Origin of the sequence: Nocardioides sp. Root140 (assembly GCF_001426745.1) — a bacterium.
In the GTDB taxonomy this organism is placed as follows: domain Bacteria; phylum Actinomycetota; class Actinomycetes; order Propionibacteriales; family Nocardioidaceae; genus Nocardioides.
The window spans coordinates 1,481,913-1,500,871 of record NZ_LMFI01000001.1 but is presented as its reverse complement, the minus strand read 5'-3'; the positions used below and the strand labels follow the sequence as shown (position 1 = coordinate 1,500,871).

16 protein-coding genes are annotated in these 18,959 nt (G+C 70.5%); 12 read left to right on the top strand and 4 right to left on the bottom strand.

Going from position 1 to position 18,959, the window contains the following annotated elements; genetic code table 11:
• Window positions 1-65: 65 nt before the first annotated feature.
• Genes ASD30_RS07235 through ASD30_RS07225 form a run of 3 tightly spaced genes read right to left on the bottom strand, consistent with a single transcriptional unit; the run spans window position 66 to window position 3,476 of the window.
• Window positions 66-344, bottom strand: a complete 279-nt coding sequence (locus ASD30_RS07235; RefSeq protein WP_056678831.1) for a hypothetical protein — start codon at window positions 342-344, stop codon at window positions 66-68.
• A gap of 14 nt (window positions 345-358) precedes the next feature.
• Entirely contained in the window at window positions 359-3,094 is a 2,736-nt protein-coding gene (locus ASD30_RS07230) for an alpha/beta hydrolase (protein ID WP_056678828.1), read from the bottom strand.
• Window positions 3,095-3,098: 4 nt separating this feature from the next.
• Window positions 3,099-3,476, bottom strand: coding sequence for a hypothetical protein (locus ASD30_RS07225; protein WP_156388830.1), 378 nt, complete (start codon window positions 3,474-3,476; stop codon window positions 3,099-3,101).
• 233 nt (window positions 3,477-3,709) lie between these two features.
• Between ASD30_RS07225 and ASD30_RS07220 the strand changes: the two genes are divergently transcribed.
• Window positions 3,710-8,095, top strand: coding sequence for an FtsK/SpoIIIE domain-containing protein (locus ASD30_RS07220; RefSeq protein ID WP_056678821.1), 4,386 nt, complete (start codon window positions 3,710-3,712; stop codon window positions 8,093-8,095).
• A gap of 106 nt (window positions 8,096-8,201) precedes the next feature.
• Here ASD30_RS07220 and ASD30_RS07215 read toward each other — a convergent pair whose 3' ends face one another.
• Window positions 8,202-8,492, bottom strand: coding sequence for a WXG100 family type VII secretion target (locus tag ASD30_RS07215; protein ID WP_056678818.1), 291 nt, complete (start codon window positions 8,490-8,492; stop codon window positions 8,202-8,204).
• 220 nt (window positions 8,493-8,712) lie between these two features.
• On the opposite strand from ASD30_RS07215, the gene ASD30_RS07210 reads away from it, so the two are divergent.
• From ASD30_RS07210 to ASD30_RS07160, 11 genes are all read left to right on the top strand, one after another.
• Window positions 8,713-9,468, top strand: coding sequence for an SAF domain-containing protein (locus ASD30_RS07210; protein ID WP_056678814.1), 756 nt, complete (start codon window positions 8,713-8,715; stop codon window positions 9,466-9,468).
• On the top strand, window positions 9,465-10,244 hold the full coding sequence (locus tag ASD30_RS07205) for a MinD/ParA family ATP-binding protein (protein WP_056892115.1): 780 nt from the start codon (window positions 9,465-9,467) through the stop codon (window positions 10,242-10,244). The genes ASD30_RS07210 and ASD30_RS07205 overlap by 4 nt, the downstream gene beginning before the upstream one ends.
• Before the next feature lies 1 nt (window position 10,245).
• Window positions 10,246-11,562 carry a CpaF family protein gene (locus tag ASD30_RS07200; RefSeq protein WP_056678808.1) on the top strand — a complete coding sequence of 439 codons (1,317 nt, stop codon included), beginning with the start codon at window positions 10,246-10,248 and terminating at the stop codon, window positions 11,560-11,562.
• Window positions 11,559-12,428 (top strand): type II secretion system F family protein, encoded by an 870-nt coding sequence (locus tag ASD30_RS07195; protein WP_056678806.1) that lies wholly within the window; start codon window positions 11,559-11,561, stop codon window positions 12,426-12,428. The genes ASD30_RS07200 and ASD30_RS07195 overlap by 4 nt, the downstream gene beginning before the upstream one ends.
• Window positions 12,428-13,345, top strand: coding sequence for a type II secretion system F family protein (locus ASD30_RS07190; RefSeq protein WP_056678802.1), 918 nt, complete (start codon window positions 12,428-12,430; stop codon window positions 13,343-13,345). Before ASD30_RS07195 ends, ASD30_RS07190 begins: the two co-directional genes overlap by 1 nt.
• A 58-nt stretch (window positions 13,346-13,403) precedes the next feature.
• Window positions 13,404-13,595 carry a Flp family type IVb pilin gene (locus ASD30_RS07185; RefSeq protein WP_056678799.1) on the top strand — a complete coding sequence of 64 codons (192 nt, stop codon included), beginning with the start codon at window positions 13,404-13,406 and terminating at the stop codon, window positions 13,593-13,595.
• Entirely contained in the window at window positions 13,592-13,987 is a 396-nt protein-coding gene (locus tag ASD30_RS07180; RefSeq protein WP_056678796.1) for a TadE/TadG family type IV pilus assembly protein, read from the top strand. The genes ASD30_RS07185 and ASD30_RS07180 overlap by 4 nt, the downstream gene beginning before the upstream one ends.
• The gene (locus ASD30_RS07175) at window positions 13,984-14,397 is read left to right on the top strand and encodes a TadE/TadG family type IV pilus assembly protein (RefSeq protein ID WP_056678792.1); all 414 of its coding nucleotides are present in this window, start codon (window positions 13,984-13,986) and stop codon (window positions 14,395-14,397) included. Before ASD30_RS07180 ends, ASD30_RS07175 begins: the two co-directional genes overlap by 4 nt.
• On the top strand, window positions 14,394-14,825 hold the full coding sequence (locus tag ASD30_RS07170; RefSeq protein WP_056678789.1) for a TadE/TadG family type IV pilus assembly protein: 432 nt from the start codon (window positions 14,394-14,396) through the stop codon (window positions 14,823-14,825). Before ASD30_RS07175 ends, ASD30_RS07170 begins: the two co-directional genes overlap by 4 nt.
• A 26-nt stretch (window positions 14,826-14,851) precedes the next feature.
• Complete coding sequence (locus ASD30_RS07165) at window positions 14,852-17,620, top strand: hypothetical protein (RefSeq protein WP_156388832.1); 2,769 nt, start codon at window positions 14,852-14,854, stop codon at window positions 17,618-17,620.
• 95 nt (window positions 17,621-17,715) lie between these two features.
• Window positions 17,716-18,891 (top strand): amidohydrolase, encoded by a 1,176-nt coding sequence (locus ASD30_RS07160; protein ID WP_056678781.1) that lies wholly within the window; start codon window positions 17,716-17,718, stop codon window positions 18,889-18,891.
• Window positions 18,892-18,959 lie beyond the last annotated feature (68 nt).

Below are 18,959 nucleotides of genomic sequence, written 5' to 3'. Positions count from 1 at the left end.
GTTCGGGATGAACTGGCGACGGGTCGACTTGAACTGGCGACGGATCGACTTGAACTGGCGACAGGTCAACTGCCGTTGTCGACGTCGGTCAGGTCGAGGTACTGGGCGTTGGTGTTGCCGGCGATGACCGCCGAGCTGTCGCTCAGGATCTCCAGGACGCTTCGCCAGGACCGCTGGAAGTTTCCCGCGTCGTCGGAGATCTCCGGGCGGAACTCCCCGGCGCCGGACGAGATCTCCTCCTGCAGCGCGCGCAGGTCGAGCGCGGCGCCGTTCAGTGACTGGCTGGTCGAGCTGAACCGGGTGCGCACCACCCGTGCCGCCTCTTCGGTCATGCGTGTCGCCATCGTTGCCTCCTCGGTCAGAGATGCCAGTTGCCCGGGTTGAGCTTGCTCTTGCTGATGCTCTCGCCCACGTCCTCCAGGGCTTCACGACCGTCGTCGAGCGCCTCTCGTCCGCCTTCGATCACGTTGCGACCTCCCTCGACCACGTGGTCCACGGTGGTGAGGGTCCCGACGGTCAGCTCGGCGATCGTCTCGATCACCTCGTCCTTCGCCTTCTCCGTGGTGAGGTGGAGGGCCGTCCTGAGAATGGCCGGCGTGGACTTGACGAGGGTGATGGTCTTCTTGACGCCGTCGACCGCGGTGTAGATGACGTCAGCGGTGTCGAGGAGGCCCTCCATGCCAGGGAGAACGTTCACGGCGAGCTCGCTCAGCTTGGTCAGGCCACTGTCGGTGACGTTGCCCAGGATGTCGGCGAGATGCTCGTTGGCACCGTCGGGCACGTTCAGGTTGAACGTGAACGGCCCGCCGAAGGGGCCGGGTCCGGGGAGCGGGATGGTGATCGGAATGCTGAGGTCGTCGAGCTGGTCGAAGTCACCGACCTTGTCGCGCACGATGTCGCCGACCAGGTCTCCCGTCTTGTCGGCGAACCCGGCGTCGATGAGCGCCTGCTCGAGCTCCTGCTCGGTGAGGTGCTCGCCGAGCTGCGAGTCGCTCATCGCCGTCCGGATCAGGTCGGTCAGCTCCGGGATGTCATCGAAGCCGGGCTTCGTGCCGCCCTCGACGATGTTCTGCAGCCTGGTCTCGAGGTGCGACACGAAGCGCTCGAGGTTCTCGTTGGGGACCTCGGCCTGGAGCTCGTCGACCAGGGCGCGGAGGTTCTCGTTGTAGGGGCCGGCCAGTCCGTCCTCGTCGAGCGGGTTGCCGCCCTCGACCAGGAAGTTGCCCGGGCCGTTGTAACCGTCGGGGCGCACCGTCCAGCCCTGGAGCACCCCGGCGATGTTGATCAGGGACTGCGTCTTCCTGTTGGTGTACTGCGAGTGACCGGTCACGTCCTCCGGACCCGACCAGTCCGTGTCCAGCCGGATGATGCCTTCCATGTCGACCGGGTCCGTGCCGTGGCCGGCAGTGATGGAGACCGGGTCGCCGGGGGCACGGAGGGCGTAGATCGGGATGTCGTCGGGGATGCCGAGGTCGTCCCTGGTATTGATGTTCTCGCCGAGCCCGGGGGAGCCGAAGAGCACGACCCGGTCGGGGCGCATCCCCGCCTGGAGCGCCTTCGAGGTGACCAGGGTGCCGTAGCTGTGGGCCATGATCGAGAGTTCCGACCCCTCGGCCCGGACCAGCCCGTCGGTGAAGCTCTTCAGGTTCGCCCCACCGATCTCGGCCTTCTCGGTCGACGAAGCGTCCTTGAACTCGGGAGTGTCGTAGCCCAGCCAGGCGATGGTGGCGCTGTCGGGGGCCATCTCGTGGGTGTTGATCGCCTTGTCGAGCGTGGCGTCGAAGTTGTCGATCCGGTTCGTGATGCCGGGAACCACTGTGCCGACGTACTTGGCCTTGTCCAGGTTGCCCATCACCGCAGCCAGCCTGCCGTCGTCGGTGACCTTGTCGCCGTCGTACGTCGGTGGCACGAAGACCAGCGTCTGATAGGGCCGCTGCACCTTGGCGCCGGTGTCCGGGTCGACGTAGTCGGCCTTGCCCGAGAGGAGCTCCTCGAGCATGTCGATGCGGCCGTTGAGACGGGTGTACTCGGCCCACCCGTCATCGTCCTTGCCGGGTGGCGGGTCCCAGTACTTGGCGAGCTGCTCCTTCTCGGCCTCGATCCCGGCGGTCAGGTTGACCCGGTTTGCGGCGTAGCGCGCCTGGTTGGGAATTCCGTCGAGGTTGCCGACGCGCTCGGCGTCGAGGATGGCCAGGAGGGACAGGTCGGTGGGGTCGAGGCCCGAGGCCCACTTGGTGATTGCCTCGGAGCGGGCCTTGTCGTCGAGCCCCTCCAGCTCGGCGAGCTTGTCGTCCAGCGCCGCCACCAGCTCCTTGCCGTGCTCCTTGTCGAAGTCGGCGGGGACTTCGAGGCCATGGGTCTTGAGGGCGTTTCGCCACTCCTCCTCCTCGGCCACCGCGTCGTAGTGACCGTCGGTGAGGGGCAGGTCGGTGAGAAGCGCTTCCTTCGCCTGCGCGCGCCACTGGGTGAGGGACAGGACCCTGCCCCGGTTGGAGATCGGGCCGTTCGGATCCAGCGCCGGCGCCTTCACGAGGAGATTCTCGCGGAACTCCCGGGCAGCATCGCGGGTGTCGCGTCGGAGGTCGGCCTGCAGGTCCTCGAACTCCGTGGTCAGCCTGGCCTGTGCCGCCGACATGGCCGACGCGGCGGCCCGGGTCTGTCCGCCGTTGATCTTCCGGATGCGGACCTCGTCGGCGATGTCGATCTCACCGGACCTGGTTGCCTCCTTGACCGCCTTGGCCTGGTCCGAGCTGGCCTGGGCGAGTGCCGCCTTGTGGTCGGCGACGGTCTCCGCCCATCGCCTGTTCAGCGAGGGGAGCTGCTCGAGGGCGTCGTCGTAGAGGGTGGCCAGGTGGTTGGCGGCCCGCATGGCGCTCTTCACCTTGGGCCTCGCGCTGGTGAGCGTCTCGCCGAGCGTGGTCATCTCGGACTTCACCTTGCTGGCCGGTGGGCCGGTCCACTGGTCGCCGATCTGGTCGGGTGTGGCGACCACCTTGGGTGCCCGCTCGTCGAGCATGGTCACGATCCGCTTCAGGCGTCGACCAGCGGCCCGGAGAGACTCCGGGTCGACGTCGAGGCTGAAGTGGTCGGTCATCGGGTCACTGGTCGGGGTCGTCCAGGCACGCGGTCTCGCCGCCGGCCTCGAGAAGCCCGTTCTTGCGCAGCGTCAGACCGGCGGTGAAGGCATCTCCGCTGAAGGACAGCTGATCGCCGACTGCGGTCGAGTCGGGTCCGGCGACCTCGAGACCGCGGCCGGTGAGCGTCGTGCGTGCCGACTCCATGACCGTGGCCGGATCGGCGGCAGAGGCCGTGGCCGAGTAGCTGAACTTGATCTTGTTCCGCTCGTTGCCGCCCGGACCTCCGCAGGGCACGGGGCGGCCCTGCTCGCCCTTCTCGATGGTGCCGGGCTGGGCGACCTCGTTCAGGAGGTCGAGGCTGACCTTCTCGAGTGCCGCGTAGGCCTCATCGGGTGTCATGTCGGATTCCTTCCCGGAGGGCGAGTCGTCGTCCGTGCCGCAACCGGAGAGGACGAGGGTCAACGAAACAAGGACCAAGCTGGCTCTGCGAATCATCTGGGCACCCTACGTCGCGCGGATCGGTCCTGAGCTCAGCGTCTTCCCCGGCCTTGCACATCGAAACGTCTGTCGTGCGAATGTGACGCGTGACGGCATACTGACCGCCAGGCATCCTCGGGGAAGGTGGGTACGACGTGCGGCTGACGCTCACGCTGCTGGACGGGCGCAACGGCCGCGCTGTCAACGCTGTCGTCGACAGTGACGCCGAGGCGCCCGTGGGAGCCCTGCTACCTCCGCTCCTGGACCTCCTCGGTGAGCAGGTGCATCCGGACTTCGCGAAGCGAATCCCCTTGTGGGTCGACGGCCAGCGGGTCGACCCGGCCACCCCGACGGGGGAGGCCGGTGTCCACGCCGGATCGGTGGTCGCGCTGTTCGAACCGGCTGACCGGATCACCCGGGCGGTCCCCTCCGGGGTGGCGGAGCTGCGCGTGGTGGCCGGGCCGGGGGCCGGGCGCATTCACCGACTGCCACTCGGCCACACCACCATCGGCTGCGGTTCGCCGGAGTGGTCGCTGCCCGACGTACGCCTGCCACCTGCCGCGCTCCGCGTCGACGCCACCCCTGACGGGTCGGTGACGGTCGAGGTCGCAGACGGTGTCGTCGCCTCGCTCGAGGAGGTCGAGATCACCGAGGCCACCGCGTGGCCCGAGGGTGGGCATCTCCTGATCGGCGACACCGTGCTGGCCCGGGCACCGCTCGGCTCGGGCCGCGCCGACGTGGCGATGAACGCCGCCGAGGCCCTGATCGAGTTCAACCGCCCACCCCGGATCATGCCGCCGCCGCGGGAGCGGGCCTTCCACATGCCGACGAGGCCGGAGGAGCCGCGCGGGCGTCCGCTGCCGTGGGTCATGGTGCTGGCGCCGGCCGTGATGGCCGTGCCGATGGCCCTGCTCCTCGACAACATGCGCTACCTGCTCTTCGGCCTGATGTCGCCGCTGCTCGCGCTGGCGAACTTCATCAGCGACAAGGTCTACAACCGCAAGGAGTATCGCCAGAAGGTCGTCGAGTACGACGCCACAGTCGTGGCGCTGGAGAAGCGGATCGCGGCAGCCCGGGTGCTCGAACGCACGGAGAAGCGCTTCGAGCTTCCCGACCCCGCAGACTGGATCAGCCAGGCGATCGGTCCGGGCCCTCGGTTGTGGGAGCGGCGACCCGACGATGGCGACCACCTCCGGCTGCGGCTCGGGCTGACCGAGATGGCTCCCGAGCTGACCGTGGAGCAGCACCACGACAAGAGCGAGGAGGCCCCGGAGCTGCCGCCGCTCGTGGCCGTGCCCACCTGGTTGGGGCTCGCCCAGCTGGGCGTCATCGGTGTGGCCGGCAACCCCGAGGCCGCCGTACCTCTCGCGTCCTGGCTGATCGCCCAGGTCGCCCTGCTGCACAGCCCTCGCGACGTCAGGCTCGTGGTGATCAGCGACCATGCCGGCGAGGAGAAGTGGGACTGGGTGCGCTGGCTCCCGCACGCCCGCGACGAGGCCGACGGGGTGAGTGCGGCGGTCGGGACCCGGCAGGAGTCGGTCGGCAGGCGGCTCAACGAGATCCTCGCCGTGATCGAGCAACGTGAGGCGAGCGGCGCCGCGAAGAGCAAGGATCGGGTCGGACCCGATTACGTCGTCTTCCTCGACGGCGCGCGCCGACTCCGCGCCCTGCCGGCCGTCGTCGAGCTGCTCCGCCGAGGCCCCCTCGTCGGCGTCCGGGTGATCTGCCTTGATGCGGAGGCCCGCCAGCTCCCGGCCGAGTGCAAGGCCGTGGCCGTGATCGAGACCGACGGCCTGCGGATCCATGAGACGACCGCCGAGGACACCTTGGGCGTCGTACCCGACCTCGTCGAGCCGACGTGGTGCGAGACGGTGGCCCGCTGCCTGGCTCCGCTGCGCGACACCACGCCCCAGGAGGACTCGGCCGGCCTGCCCTCGTCGGCGCGGCTCCTCGAACAGATCGACCTCGACCCGCCGACCCCGCAGGGCATCGCGCTCCGCTGGGCCGGCAGCCCGACCACCGACGTGGTGGTCGGTGCCGGGTACGACGGACCGTTCCGCCTCGACCTGCGACGCGACGGCCCCCACGCGCTGGTGGCCGGTACGACGGGCTCCGGAAAGTCCGAGCTGCTGCAGACACTGGTCGCCTCGCTCGCCGTGGCCAACCGGCCGGACGACCTCACCTTCGTGCTCGTCGACTACAAGGGCGGGTCGGCGTTCAAGGACTGTGCCCGGCTCCCGCACACCGTGGGCATGGTGACCGACCTCGACACGCACCTCGTGGGTCGGGCGCTGGTCTCGCTCGGTGCCGAGCTGCATCGCCGGGAGCACCTGCTCGCCGGCCCGGGCGCCAAGGACCTCGAGGACTACTGGGCCCTGCGCGGCAAGCAACCGGACCTGCCGCCCATCCCGCGGCTGGTCCTGGTGATCGACGAGTTCGCCAGCATGGTCGCCGAGCTGCCGGACTTCGTGAACGGCCTGGTCTCGATCGCCCAGCGAGGTCGCTCGCTCGGCATCCACCTGGTGCTCGCCACCCAACGACCCAGTGGCGTGGTGTCCGCGGACATCAAGGCCAACACCAACCTGCGCATCTCGCTGCGGGTCACCGACGCTGGCGACAGTGAGGACGTCATCGACTCCTCGGACGCGGCGATGATCGGCAAGCACCAGCCGGGTCGCGCCTACGTGCGCAGTGGGGCCTCCACGCTGATGCCGTTCCAGAGCGGTCGTGTCGGCGGCCGCAGCCCGGACGCGACGGCACAGGAGCAACCGGAGTTCGTCGAGCCCCTGGCGTGGGCGGTCGACTGGGACCACCTCGGCCTGCCGCTGCCGGCACGTCCCACGGACAAGTCCGTGGAGACCGACGAGGCCGACACCGACCTCTCGGCGCTGGTCGACGCAGTGGGCAGCCTGACCGACCGGATGGCGATCCCGCCGGCCCACCGCCCGTGGCTCGACGCGCTCCCCGACCTGATCACCCTGGGCGACCTGCCGTCCCTGCCGGAGGAGGAGCGCGACCCGCGACTGCCTCCTCCGGCGGCCTGGGGGCTGATCGACCTCCCGGCCGAGCAGGCGCAGCGCCCGGCGGTGTTCCAGCTCGGGCGCAACGGCAGCCTCTACGTCCTCGGCGGCCCGCGCAGCGGACGGTCCACGGCGTTGCGCACCTTCGCCGGGGCACTCGCCGACGCGGTGCCGGTGGCCGACCTGAGCATCTACGGACTCGACTGCGGAAACGGCGCGCTGCTCGGCCTGCAGGCGCTGCCCCACACCGGCGCGGTGGTCAGCCGGACCCAGACCAGCCGGGCCGGGCGCCTGATCGACAGGCTCACCGCCCTGGTCGACGAACGACAGGCGCTGATGGGACGCGTCGGGGTCTCGGACCTGGCCGAGCTGCGCGAAGGCATGCCGCAGGACGAGCGGCCGCCGTACGTCGTCTTCCTGCTCGACCGCTGGGACGGCTTCATGGCGACCCTGGGGGAGGTCGACGGAGGCCGGATGGCGGAGCAGGTGCAGAACCTGCTCCGCGACGGACCCTCGGTCGGCGTCACCGTCGTGGTCTCCGGCGACCGGACCCTGGTCAGCGGCCGGATGGGGCCGCTGGTGGAGGACAAGCTGGTGCTCCGGCTGGCCGACAGGGACGAGTTCAGCTCCGCCGGCATCCAGGCCAAGCAGGTGCCGGAGAACATGCCGGACGGTCGCGCGCTCACCCCGGACCCGGTCGTCGAACGCCAGATCGCGTTGCTCTCTGCGGAGGTCAGCGGCGCCGGACAGAACGCGGCACTGCGAGAGATCGCGCTGCGCAACGAGGCACGTGATGCCGACGTACCCGCGGCACAGAGGCCCTTCCAGCTGCGGGAGCTGCCCGACCTGGCCGCTCACGACGGCGACACGGAAGAGCTGCTGCGTGATGCGGCCGCGTCGGTCCGTGACGGCCTCCTGCCGTTCGGCATCGGAGGCGACGAGCTTGCCCTGGTCAGCCTTGACCTGTCCGGTGCCGGGACGGCGGTGATCGCCGGACCCTCGAAGTCGGGGAAGACCGCGGCACTGAGGTTCGTGGCGGCCGCGGCCCGGGCAGCGGGCGTGCCGGTGAAGGGAGTCCTCGGCGTCGGCAACGCTCTCGCGGACGAGCTCGGCGAGGAGGCGCTGGTCGACCACCACACGATGAGCGTGGAAGAGATCGACACCTGGATCGCGGCACTGCCCGCCGGGGGAGTGCTGCTGGTCGACGACGGCGACATGATGCGCAGCGGCAACGTCGGCGAGGCCCTCGATGACGTCGTGTCCCTGGCCAGGGCCAGGAACTGGCGGATCGTCGTGGCCGGCGACGTCAACGACCTCGGGAGCGGCTACAGCGGTTGGGTGTACGACGCCCGCAAGTCGCGGCAGGGCCTGTTGCTGTCGCCCCAGAGCGCAAGTGACGCGGACATCTACGACGCCCGCATGGCGCGCAGCCTGGTGATGTCGAAGACACATCCCGGCCGGGGAGTGGTGCTGGACTCCGGTGGCAACGCGACCGTGGTCCAGGTGCCGTTCCGCGCCTAGCGCCGTGGCCTGAGCGAATGGGTCGCCGTGCTCCGAGCGAGAGCGTCAGCCGAAATGTCGAACGGGGCGGCACCCACCGGGTGCCGCCCCATTCCGGCTTGTTCGATCAGGAGTAGTGCTGGTCGAAGTTGTCGGCGTCGTTGGCGTAGTTGTTCAGCCACTTGGCGAAGTCAGGGCCGACGTGGAGCAGCTTCTCGAGCCCGTCACTCCACATCTTCCACTGCTCGTCGAACTTGCGGGACGCCTTCGGCGTGCTCCAGCTCCCTCCGCCCGTCAGGTCCGTTGCCGCCTTGTCCAGGGTCTTCTTGCTCGTCTCCAGGTCGGCAACCATCTTCGTGATGGTGCTGGCCGTCAACCGAATCTCTTCGGGATCGATCCGGTGGTCTCCTGCAGCCATGATGGCTCCTTAGTCCGAGGTGTTGGTCCGGCTACTCGTTCCACGAGGCCGTCACCGCGAAACCTTGACGCGATGGGTTTCTCTCCCCGGAGGACTGGGCAGACCATGGGCCGACGCCCGTAGGGCTGGGTGGTCTCTGACCAGGTTGGCCCTTACGATGACGGCTGCTGCTCGGTTGCAGCGAGCATCCGGGGTTCGTAAGCGACTAGGGGAATGGCACATGGGTTCAGGCGACGGATCAACGCTCGCGGAGCAGCAGCGCAACCGGGCGTTCCGACGGTCCGGAGGAACGACTCCGGCGGGTCGGCGGGTCGACCCCCCGCGCCAGCGGCGCCCCGGGCTGGCCGCGCTGGCCATCCTGCTCATCGTCGGCGGCGCCCTGATCGCGGGCCTGCTGGCCGTCCGGATGGACTCCCGCGAGCCTGTTCTCGCCGCGGCGCGCGACATCCCGCCGGGCACCCTGATCACGAAGGCGGACCTGCGGGAGGTCAAGGTGGCCAGCGAAGGGCTCCGGCTGATTCCCAGCGACCTCGCGGAGCAGGTGCTCGACGGTGGAACCTACGCACAGGTGCAGATCCGCCGGGACACCTTGATCGACGAGACGATGCTGACGCGCGAGGAGCCGGTCGGCGAGGACCGTGCCGTGGTCGCCGTCCCGCTCAACCCCGCGATCACCCCGAGCAAGAGCCTGCGCGGGGGCGACCTGGTGCAGGTGATCCGGGTCGGCGGCTCCGACAAGTCGGAGGAGCCGCGGCCGATCACCGAAGCCGTGGTGCTCTCCGTCAGTGCAGCGAGCGCCGACGACCTCGGGGGCGGGTCCACCGGCTCGGTGAGCCTGCTCGTCCCGGACTCCGCCGCGGCCGCTGTCGTCGACGCAGCGAGCGCCGATCAGGCTGGCCTGGCCCTGCTCCAGCGCGGTGCGTCGACCGACACGGAGCTGAGCGTGGAATCCTCTGGCTCCGGAGACGCACGGTGAGCGTGATCGCACTCTGCTCGGCCAAGGGATCACCCGGCGTCACCCTGGCCGGCCAGGTGCTGGCCTCGGTCTGGCCACGGCCGGTGGCGCTGGTCGACGCCGATCCGGCAGGCGGCGACATCCTCTGGCGGTGCCGGACTCCGCAGGGTGGTCCGCTCAACCCCGACCACGGCCTCCTCTCGCTGGCCGCTGCGGCCCGGCGTGACGCCGACGAGACCAACCTGTCCGAGCATCTCCAGCAGACCAACCTCGGCCAGTCGGTGCTGGTGGGGCTCTCGTCGCAGGAGCAGCTGACCGGGCTCGGCTCGGTGTGGACCCAGCTTCCCTCGCTGCTGGCGCGGCACACCGAGGACGTGCTCGTCGACTGCGGTCAGCTGAGCGCCGGGTCGGCCGCGCTCCCCGTGATTCACAAGGCCGACGCCGTGCTGGTCGTCGTACGACCCGACATGGAAGGGGTGGCGCACCTGCGCAGTCGCCTCTTCCAGTTCGGCAAGTCCCTGCGGATGGGGGACGCCGACGGTACGCCGGTGCTGATCGCGGTCGCCACGACCTATCGCGACACCCAGTCGGCCACCCACCTCCAGCAGCTCCTCGACTCCGAGGGCATCCCGGCCAGGGTCGTCGGAGTCTTCGCCGAGGACGCCAAGGGCGCGGGCATCTTCACCTCGACCCGTGCAGGTGCCCCCGGGCGCACGCTCCTTGCGAGGTCGGCCCGCGTGATCGCGCAGGCGCTGGTCAGCGTGCCGTCCGTCGAGCAGCGCATCGGGATGGTCTGAGATGGAACAACAGCTCGTGCGCAACCTCCGCGAGGAGGTTGCCGAGGTCCTCGCCCGGCAGCGTCGTGAAGACGCCGCGAACAACCTGCCGCCCATGTCGGCGGAGGACGAGCGGCAGTTCGCCCGGGCCGTGGTCAGCCGGGTGCTCGACCGCTATGCCCGCGAAGAGGTGAGCGCCGGGCGCAGCCCGATGACTCCCGGCGAAGAGGGGCACCTCGCGGAGGCGGTGCATGCCGCGCTCTTCGGCGTCGGGCGGCTGCAGCCCCTTCTCGACGACCCCGACATCGAGAACATCGACATCAACGGCTGCGACAACGTCTTCCTCGGCTACTCGAACGGTCGCGAGGAACGCGGCGCACCTGTTGCCGACAGTGACGAAGAGCTGATCGAGCTGGTCCAGACCCTCGGCGCCTACAGCGGCCTGACCAGCCGCGCCTTCGACACCTCCAACCCGCAGCTCGACATCCGCTTGCCGGACGGGTCGCGGCTCTCCGCGGTGATGGGCGTGTGCCAGAGGCCCTCACTGTCGATCCGTCGCGCTCGCCTGTCCCGGGTCATGCTCGACGACCTCGTCGGCTACGGCACCATGTCGCCCGAGCTGGCTGCCTTCCTCTCCGCCGCAGTGCGGGCCAGGAAGAACATCATGATCGCCGGCGCCACCAACGCGGGGAAGACCACGCTGCTGCGCGCCCTGGCCAACGAGATCGAACCGGCCGAGCGACTGATCACCGTGGAGCGAGCCCTCGAGCTCGGTCTCGGCGAGTTCCCCGACCTCCACCCCAACGTGGTCTCCTTCGAGGAGCGGCTGCCCAACACCGAGGGACAGGGCGCGATCGTGATGGGAGAGCTCGTCCGCCGGTCGCTGCGCATGAACCCCAGCCGGGTCATCGTGGGTGAGGTGCTCGGCGACGAGATCGTGACCATGCTCAACGCGATGAGCCAGGGCAACGACGGTTCCCTGTCGACCATCCACGCGAACTCCTCGGCCGAGGTGTTCAACCGCATCTGCACCTACGCGATCCAGAGCGCCGAACGGCTCCCCGCCGATGCCACGATGATGCTGATCGGCGGCGCGATCGACTTCGTCGTCTTCATCGAGCGGATCAACACGTTCGCCGCGGGTGGGTTGCTCCGGCGTACCGTCACCTCTGTCCGGGAGGTCAACGGCGTCGACGGGCGGGTGCTCTCCAGCGAGGTCTTCGCCCTCGGCCGCGACGGTGTCGCTGAGCCGGCCGCGGGCATCTCCTGCCTCGATGACCTGGCCGCGGTCGGGTATGTCCCGGGGGCAGCGCCGACCTGGCTGGACACGGCGCCGTGACCACCAGCCCGACCCTGCTCCTGGTCATCCTCATCGGCGCCGCCGTCGGGGGTGGTGTGCTCCTGCTCGTCCACGCCCTCACGCCGCGACCCGCCGAGCGCGTTGCGGCGGCACCCTCACAGCTCCTTGCCCAGCTCAAGGGGGCCGGCCGGACGCTGCCGCTCGCCATCGGTGCGGGACTCCTGGTGCTGCTCCTGACGCAATGGATCGTCGTGGCCCTGGCGTGCGCGGCGCTCGTGCTGTTCTGGGACCGGCTCTTCGGGGGCACCCGGGCCGCCCGAGAAGGGGTGGCCCGGATCGAGGCCCTCGCCGCCTGGACCGAGTCCCTGCGCGACACCGTGGCCGGAGCAGTCGGCCTGGAGCAGGCGATCCCGGCGACGGCGCACGCCGCCTCACCCGCCATCGCCTCAGACCTGTTCGCGCTCTCGGACCGGTTGCGGGTGCGGGTGCCGCTGCCGATGGCACTGCAGCGATTCGCCGACGACATGGACGACTCCGGCGCAGACCTGATCATTGCCGCGCTGATCCTCAACTCCAGGCTCCGCGGCCCCGGCCTGCGCGGAGTGCTCACGTCGCTGGCCGGCTCGGCACGTCAGGAGCTGGAGATGCGGCAACGGGTGAACGCCGGGCGCCGCAGCACCCAGCGCAGTGTGCAGATCGTCGTCGGCGTCACCATCGCCTTCGTCGTCGGCCTCGCGCTGTTCAACCCGGCGTACGTCGAGCCGTACGGTTCGCCGGTCGGTCAGCTCGTCCTGCTCGTCGTGCTGGCCTTCTTCGCGGCCGGCATCATGTGGCTGCGTCGCCTGTCGGTCTTCGAGGCACCGGAGCGCTTCCTGCGCAGCCTGGACGCGAAGGGGCGTGACTGATGATCCAGATCCTGGTGATGCTGGCCGGAGCCCTGGTCGGTGCGGGCGTGCTGGTCGGAGCACTGCTGTTCATGAGCCCAGCGGCGTCCGGCCCGGTCGGCCTGGCTCGGTTCGACGAGCAGCTCAAGCGTGGTCGTCGTGATGCCGGCCTGACCGCGGACCGTCGGCACCAGGCCGAGTCCGCCCGCATGCGCAAGCTCGGCGCTGAAGTGGCCGAGTCACTCGACTCACGGGGCCTCAAGATGCCGGCGTCGCTCTCCGCACAGCTGGGCCTGGCCGGCCAGTCCCGCGAGATGTTCCTGGCCCGGTCGCTGATGGCCGGCCTGCTCGGGTTCCTGTTCCCGGTCATCGCGCTGCTCCCCGCCTCGTTCCTCGGCCTCTTCCCACCGCTGGTCCCGTTGTGGCTGATGCTGGTCGGAGCCGTCGTCGGAGCAGCCGTGCCCTGGCTCCAGCTGCGCAAGATCGCCGACGAACGCAAGCGCGGATTCCGCCACGTCCTCAGCGCCTTCCTCGACCTCGTCGCGATGAACCTGGCCGGCGGACGCGGGGTGCCCGAGGCGCTCCAGTCGGCCGCGGCCATCTCCGACGGCTGGGCCATGGTGCGGATCCGCGACACCCTCGAAGCAGCGCGGCTGCAGGGGATCACCCCGTGGGCCGCGCTCGGCGAGCTCGGCAACGCGATCGACGTCGACGAGCTGCGCGACCTGGCCGCAGCCCTCGCCCTCGTCGCCGAAGACGGTGCCAAGGTCCGTGAGTCGTTGGCAGCGCGCGCCGCCTCGATGCGCAGCAAGGAGCTCGCCGATGCCGAAGGTCGTGCCGCGGCCCGTTCCCAGTCGATGCTCGTGGCCCAGCTGTTGCTCTGTGTCGGCTTCCTCTTGTTCCTCATGTACCCAGCGGTCGCGCGGGTCCTGGCCTGAGGTTTGGGCCTGACCACAAGGGGAATGACAGTCCTGTTCTACCTAAGGAGATGCCACGATGATTCAACTCGAGTTCCTGCTCACACTTCTCGGGGGCCGGGTCGAGCGTGTCCGTCGCAACGACGACGGCGTGTCGGCCGTCGAGTGGGTGGTGATCACCGCACTTCTGGTCGGGATCGCCCTGGCCGTCGGAACGATCCTGTTGACCAAGATCCGCGGCAAGGCCGATTCGATCAATCTGGACGAATGACAGTGCGGTCTCGCCGCCTGCGCGACGAGCGCGGAGCATCCGCGGTGGAACTGGCGCTCTACATGCCACTCCTGCTGCTGGTGATCCTGCTCGCCGTTCAGTCCACGCTGGTGTTCCTGGGCAACCAGGCCGCCAGCGCGGTGGCGCGCGAGACCGCCCGCGTGGCCCGGGCCACCGGTGACATCGCGGACGCCCGCCGCAACGGCGCGGAGTACGCCGAGAACATCGGCAAGGGAGTCCTCGAGGGCTACAAGATCCAGATCGTCGCGGTCGGGAACGACAAGGTGCGGGTGACGGTCACGGGCCACGCCCAGGAGATCCTGCCCTTCGGCGTACCCGAGGTGTCCCAGACGGTCGAGGGACCCATCGAGCGGTTCGTGGAGACCGAATGAGCCTCCGCAAGCGCAGCCGGAACGAGCGAGGCTCAATGGCCGTCGAGGTCGTGCTGCTGGCTCCGGTGTTGATGGCCTTCATCGTCTTCATCATCATGTGCGGGCGCTATGTCTCCGTCCGTGGAGACGTGGACGCGACCGCTCGGGACGCCGCCCGCGCGGCGTCGCTCCAGGTCTCCCGGGCCGACGCCCTTGCCGCCGCCCGCGAGGTGGTGGCCAGCTCCCTCGACGACCAGACCACCTGCAGCGCCGTCTCCCTGGACGGGGTGTGGGGTCCGGGCGGCACCGCCGTGGTGCACCTCGAATGCAGTGTCTCGTACGACGGGCTCGGCCTGATCGGGGTTCCCGGCAGCGCCAGCGTCGATGCCGAGAGCGCGGTCCCGCTGGACCCCTACCGGAGGTACGAATGAGCGGGAACCAGCAGCGGCAGCACGGCCGCCGGACCCGCGACGAGCGTGGCACCGCGACGGCCTTCGTGGTCGGGATGGCCATCACCTTGCTGATGTGTGCCGGCCTCGTCCTGGACGGCGGGACCGCCCTGAACGCGCGGATGAAGCTCGCCGACGAGGTCGAGCAGGCGGCACGTGCGGGTGCCCAGGAGATCGACGTCGACGGCCTGCGTGGTTCCGGCGACCCGAGTCTCGACGAGGCCGCCGCCGAGGCCCGGGCCCGCGCCTTCCTGACCAGCCGCGGCTACACCGTCACCGACGTCCGGGTCACTGCCGACACGGTCACGGTGGCGGCCAGCGACCGGGTGGACACCAAATTGCTCAGCCTGATCAACTACAACACCTTCAGCATCTCGGCCTCGGCCACTGCGGAAGCGGTGACTCAATGACCACGCCCCACCCCCAAGGAGTGCACGTGCCTCGTGGACCCGAGCGGTTCGCTGCCCCGCCCCCGCAACAGCAACGCCCCTCCTTGGCCAAGGCGATCGGAGCCGGCCTGGCCCTACTGGTCCTGGTGTTCGTCGTACCCGCTGCCCTCTGGCTGCTGACCGGCCCGCCGCCGGTCCCCACAGGGTTTCCCGACCGGGGCGACCTGACCCAGCCCCTGGGCATCGACGCCCTGCTCGTCGTGTTCCGGGCAGTCGTGTGGTTGGCGTGGCTCCAGTTCGTGGTCTGCACCCTGGCCGAGGTCGCGAGCCTGGTGCGAGGCGGTGGCCTGCCCCGACCGGTTCCCTTGTCCGGGCACACCCAGGCCCTCGCACGTGCACTGGTCGGGACCGCCCTGGTGGGCGGCATCTTCCTCGGCAGCACGGGCGCCGCGCAGGCGTCGATGCCCGTGCCCACGCCGAGCGGCAACGCCACGACGAGCCAGGCCAGCCCGCCGTCGGCGCCGACGGCGACCGCCGGCCAGTCCCCGACGGCCACCGAGCACGACGAGGTGGTGGGGGTCGCGCAGGGCACCCTCGAGTCGTCGCCGCGCGTCCACGTGCCCGGTGTTCCGCAGGACATGACGGACGTCCTCGGCAAGAAGGTCGTCATCGTGCAACCGCCCGACGGGCACTACCACGACAATCTCTGGGACATCGCGGAGAAGTCGCTGGGCGACGGCCGTCGCTGGCAGGAGATCTTCGACCTGAACAAGGGACGCATCCAGCCCGACGGGCAGGAGCTGGTCCTCGGGCGACTGATCCAGCCCGGTTGGGTGCTGATCATGCCCGAGGACGCCGTCGGTGCGCCGAGAGTCAGCGACACCGGGCAGGCCGCGGGCCAGGAGACCGGTTTCCTGGCCGGTGGCGTGCCGCAGGCACAGTCCGTCCAGGACCAACGCACCGGAGCGGGCGCCGGCGAGCAGGCGATGGAGGTCGCCGACCGCGACGCCCGGGGCACCATGACCCAACTGGCCAGGGGAGGGCTGCTCTCTGCCGCCCTGCTGCTGGGCCTGGTCGCCGAGCGGCGTCGCCGGCGTGGCCGGCTGGCCACCGCGGAGGAGCTCGAGGCCGAGGTGGAGCTCAGGATCGGTGCCGACACGGATCGCGCCGAGCGCCTCGACGTCGCCCTGCGAAGCCTGGCCGCATCGTGTGAGCTCGAGCGGCTCGCGGTGCCGCAGGCACATGCGGTCACCGTGTCCACGACGTCGGTGACCCTCCATCTGGCACCGCCCACCATGTCGGCGCCGTCCCCGTGGACGGTCCACGACGACGGTGCCCGTTGGGAGCTCCCGGCAGACGCGGACCTTCCCGGTGAGCGCGGCCCTGCGCCGTACCCCGGACTGGTCTGCCTCGGCCGCGATGATGACGGCAACGACGTCCTGCTCGACCTCGAGGCGCTCGGCGGACTGCTCAGCCTGGGTGGTTCCGACGTCATCGCGCGTGAGGTGGTCTCGGCCTGGGCGGTGCAGCTGGCGGTCGCGCCCTGGGCCGACGAGCAGGTCGTCCGCGGCTACCACCTCGAACCGACCCTGGCCACGATCGGCGGGACCCACGTGGAGCCGGTCGACGACCTGGAAGCCCTGGTCACCGACTGGGCCGGCACGTCGCCGCGCCACGCTGCCGCCGACGTACTCACCGGACAGGCACGACGTACGCCGGGCGAGCCGGGCAGGTACCTCGTGATGGGAGCCGCCCCGACGGACCCCGCCACGGTCGACCGGCTCGCTCGCCTCGTGGCCACGCCGCACAGCGGCGTCGGAGTCGTGGCGTGTGTCCCCGTCCCGGGAGCCCGCTGGCAGCTGGATGTCGACGACACCGGTCGGTTGCACGTGCCGTTGCTCGGCATCGAGGTCGACGCGGTGCGGCTCACCGCCGCCGCGGGTGAGCAGCTGGCCGGGCTCTTCGCCAAGGCGCGGCAGCCGTCCCCGATCCATGACGGTGACCGGGTCGCCGTGCCCCGCCCGCCACGTTCCGGCAGGGACGACCACTTCAGCGTCGCTGCGGTCCGGGTCGGCGTGCTCGGCGCCCTGGACCTGCGGGCCAGCAACGCGATGGACCCCGCACGCGTCGCGCTCGCCTCCGAGATCGTCACCTTCCTGGCCGTCCAGCCGGCTCCGGTCCACCGCAGTGTCGTGGGCGCCTCGATCTGGCCGGGCGGGGTGACTCCCGACGTACGCGACGCCACGATCGACCGGGTGCGCGACTGGCTCGGGCTGGAGGAGGACGGCTCCTACCGGTTGCGCGAGACCGAGGAGGGCCGTCTGCACCTCAGCGACGACGTGGCGGTGGACTGGCACGCGTTCTGCCAGCTGGCCCTGGAGTCCCGGGGACGGGGGCCCGATGAGGAGCGCGAGCTGCTGCGTCGCGCCCTGCAGCTGGTCCGCGGGGAGCTGCTGGAGGGGCGGCCCGCCCAGCGCTACAGCTGGCTGGCCCGCACGCGCCTCGAACGCCAGGTGACCGACGTCGTCACGGACGCCGCCCACCGGCTGGTCGAGCTGTCGCTGCCGGGGGACCCCGGCGGTGCGGGTGCCGCGAGTCGGGCCGGGCTGCGGCTCTCGCCGACCTCCCAGGTGCTGTGGCGTGACCTGCTCCGCAGCGCCTCGGTGGACCCGGACGGCTCGGACCTCGAGGAGGTCGCCGTGGAGATGCGCGACGTGCTGCGAGGGTGCGGTGCGCCGCTCGACGCGGAGACCGAGGCACTCCTCGAGGAGCTCCTGCCGGGTCGGCCGCACCGGGCCGGCGGCGCGCTCGCGTGAACCGCCACGCGACGCATTGACCGGGGAATCGGCCGGTTCCGGGCAGCGGTCGGTTGCGCCCGGGGTGGTGCCGCGGCGGATATGCTCACCGGGTCATGTCTGAAGCCCACGAACTCGTCGCCACAGTCCTCGAGAAGTACGCCGTCGAGCTCCTCGAGTTCCGGCGCGACCTCCACGCCCACCCCGAACTGTCGTGGAGCGAGGCACGGACGACGGAGCAGGTGGCGGCGCGACTCGAGCAGGCCGGGCTGCGCGTCCGCCGCCTGCCGCGCAGTGGACTGATCGCCGAGGTGGGGGAGTCCGGGCCCGTGGTCGCGCTGCGTGCCGACCTCGACGCGCTCCCGGTCGACGACCGCACCGACGACCCCTGGCGCAGCACCGTTGCGGGAGTGGCCCACGCCTGCGGGCACGACGTGCACACCACAGCTCTCGTCGGTGCCGGTCTGGCCCTGGCCGAGCTCGCCTCCCGCGGGATGCTCGCGGGCCGGGTCAGGTTGCTGTTCCAACCGGCCGAGGAGGTCATGCCGGGCGGAGCACTCGAGCTGCTGGCCCGCGACGCCCTCAACGGGGTCGACCGGGTCTTCTGCCTGCACTGCGACCCGACCGTCGACGTCGGCCACATCGGACTGAGGGAAGGGCCGCTCACCGGCGCTGCCGACTCGCTCGACGTGCACCTGGTCGGCAAGGGCGGGCACACCTCGCGGCCCCACCTGACCGAGGACCTCACCTTCGCGCTCGGCAAGCTGGTCACCGAGCTGCCCGCCGTACTCTCGCGTCGACTCGACCCACGGGCCGGGGTCAGCGTGGTCTGGGGCCTGATCCGCGCCGGCGCCACCCACAACGTCATTCCCGCCACCGGCCGGGTCGCCGGCACCGTGCGCATGCTCGACGCGGTCGCCTGGGCCGGCGCCGAGGACCTCGTGCGCGAGCTGATCGCCCAGATCATTGCGCCGTACGGCGTCACCGCCGAGATCGTCTACCAGCGCGGGGTGCCGCCGGTCGTCAACGACCACGAGGCCACTGTTGCGCTGGCTCGGTCGGTGGCCGCCGTGCTCGGCCCCGACGGTGCACTGCCCGCGTTGCAGAGCCTGGGCGGTGAGGATTTCGGGTGGTACCTCGAGCGAGTTCCCGGAGCGATGGGTCGGCTCGGCACCCGCACGCCGGGTGGTCCGACGTACGACCTGCACCAGGGCGACCTGCGCATTGATGAGCGCGCCATCGCGATCGGCGCGGCCGTGCTGGTCGGGGCGGCACTCGAGTCCCTCGTCTGAGTCGTCCGGAAGACGATCGGTCACCGGCAGGTAACAGTTCGGCTCGAATCGCCTCATTTCCGCGAGGT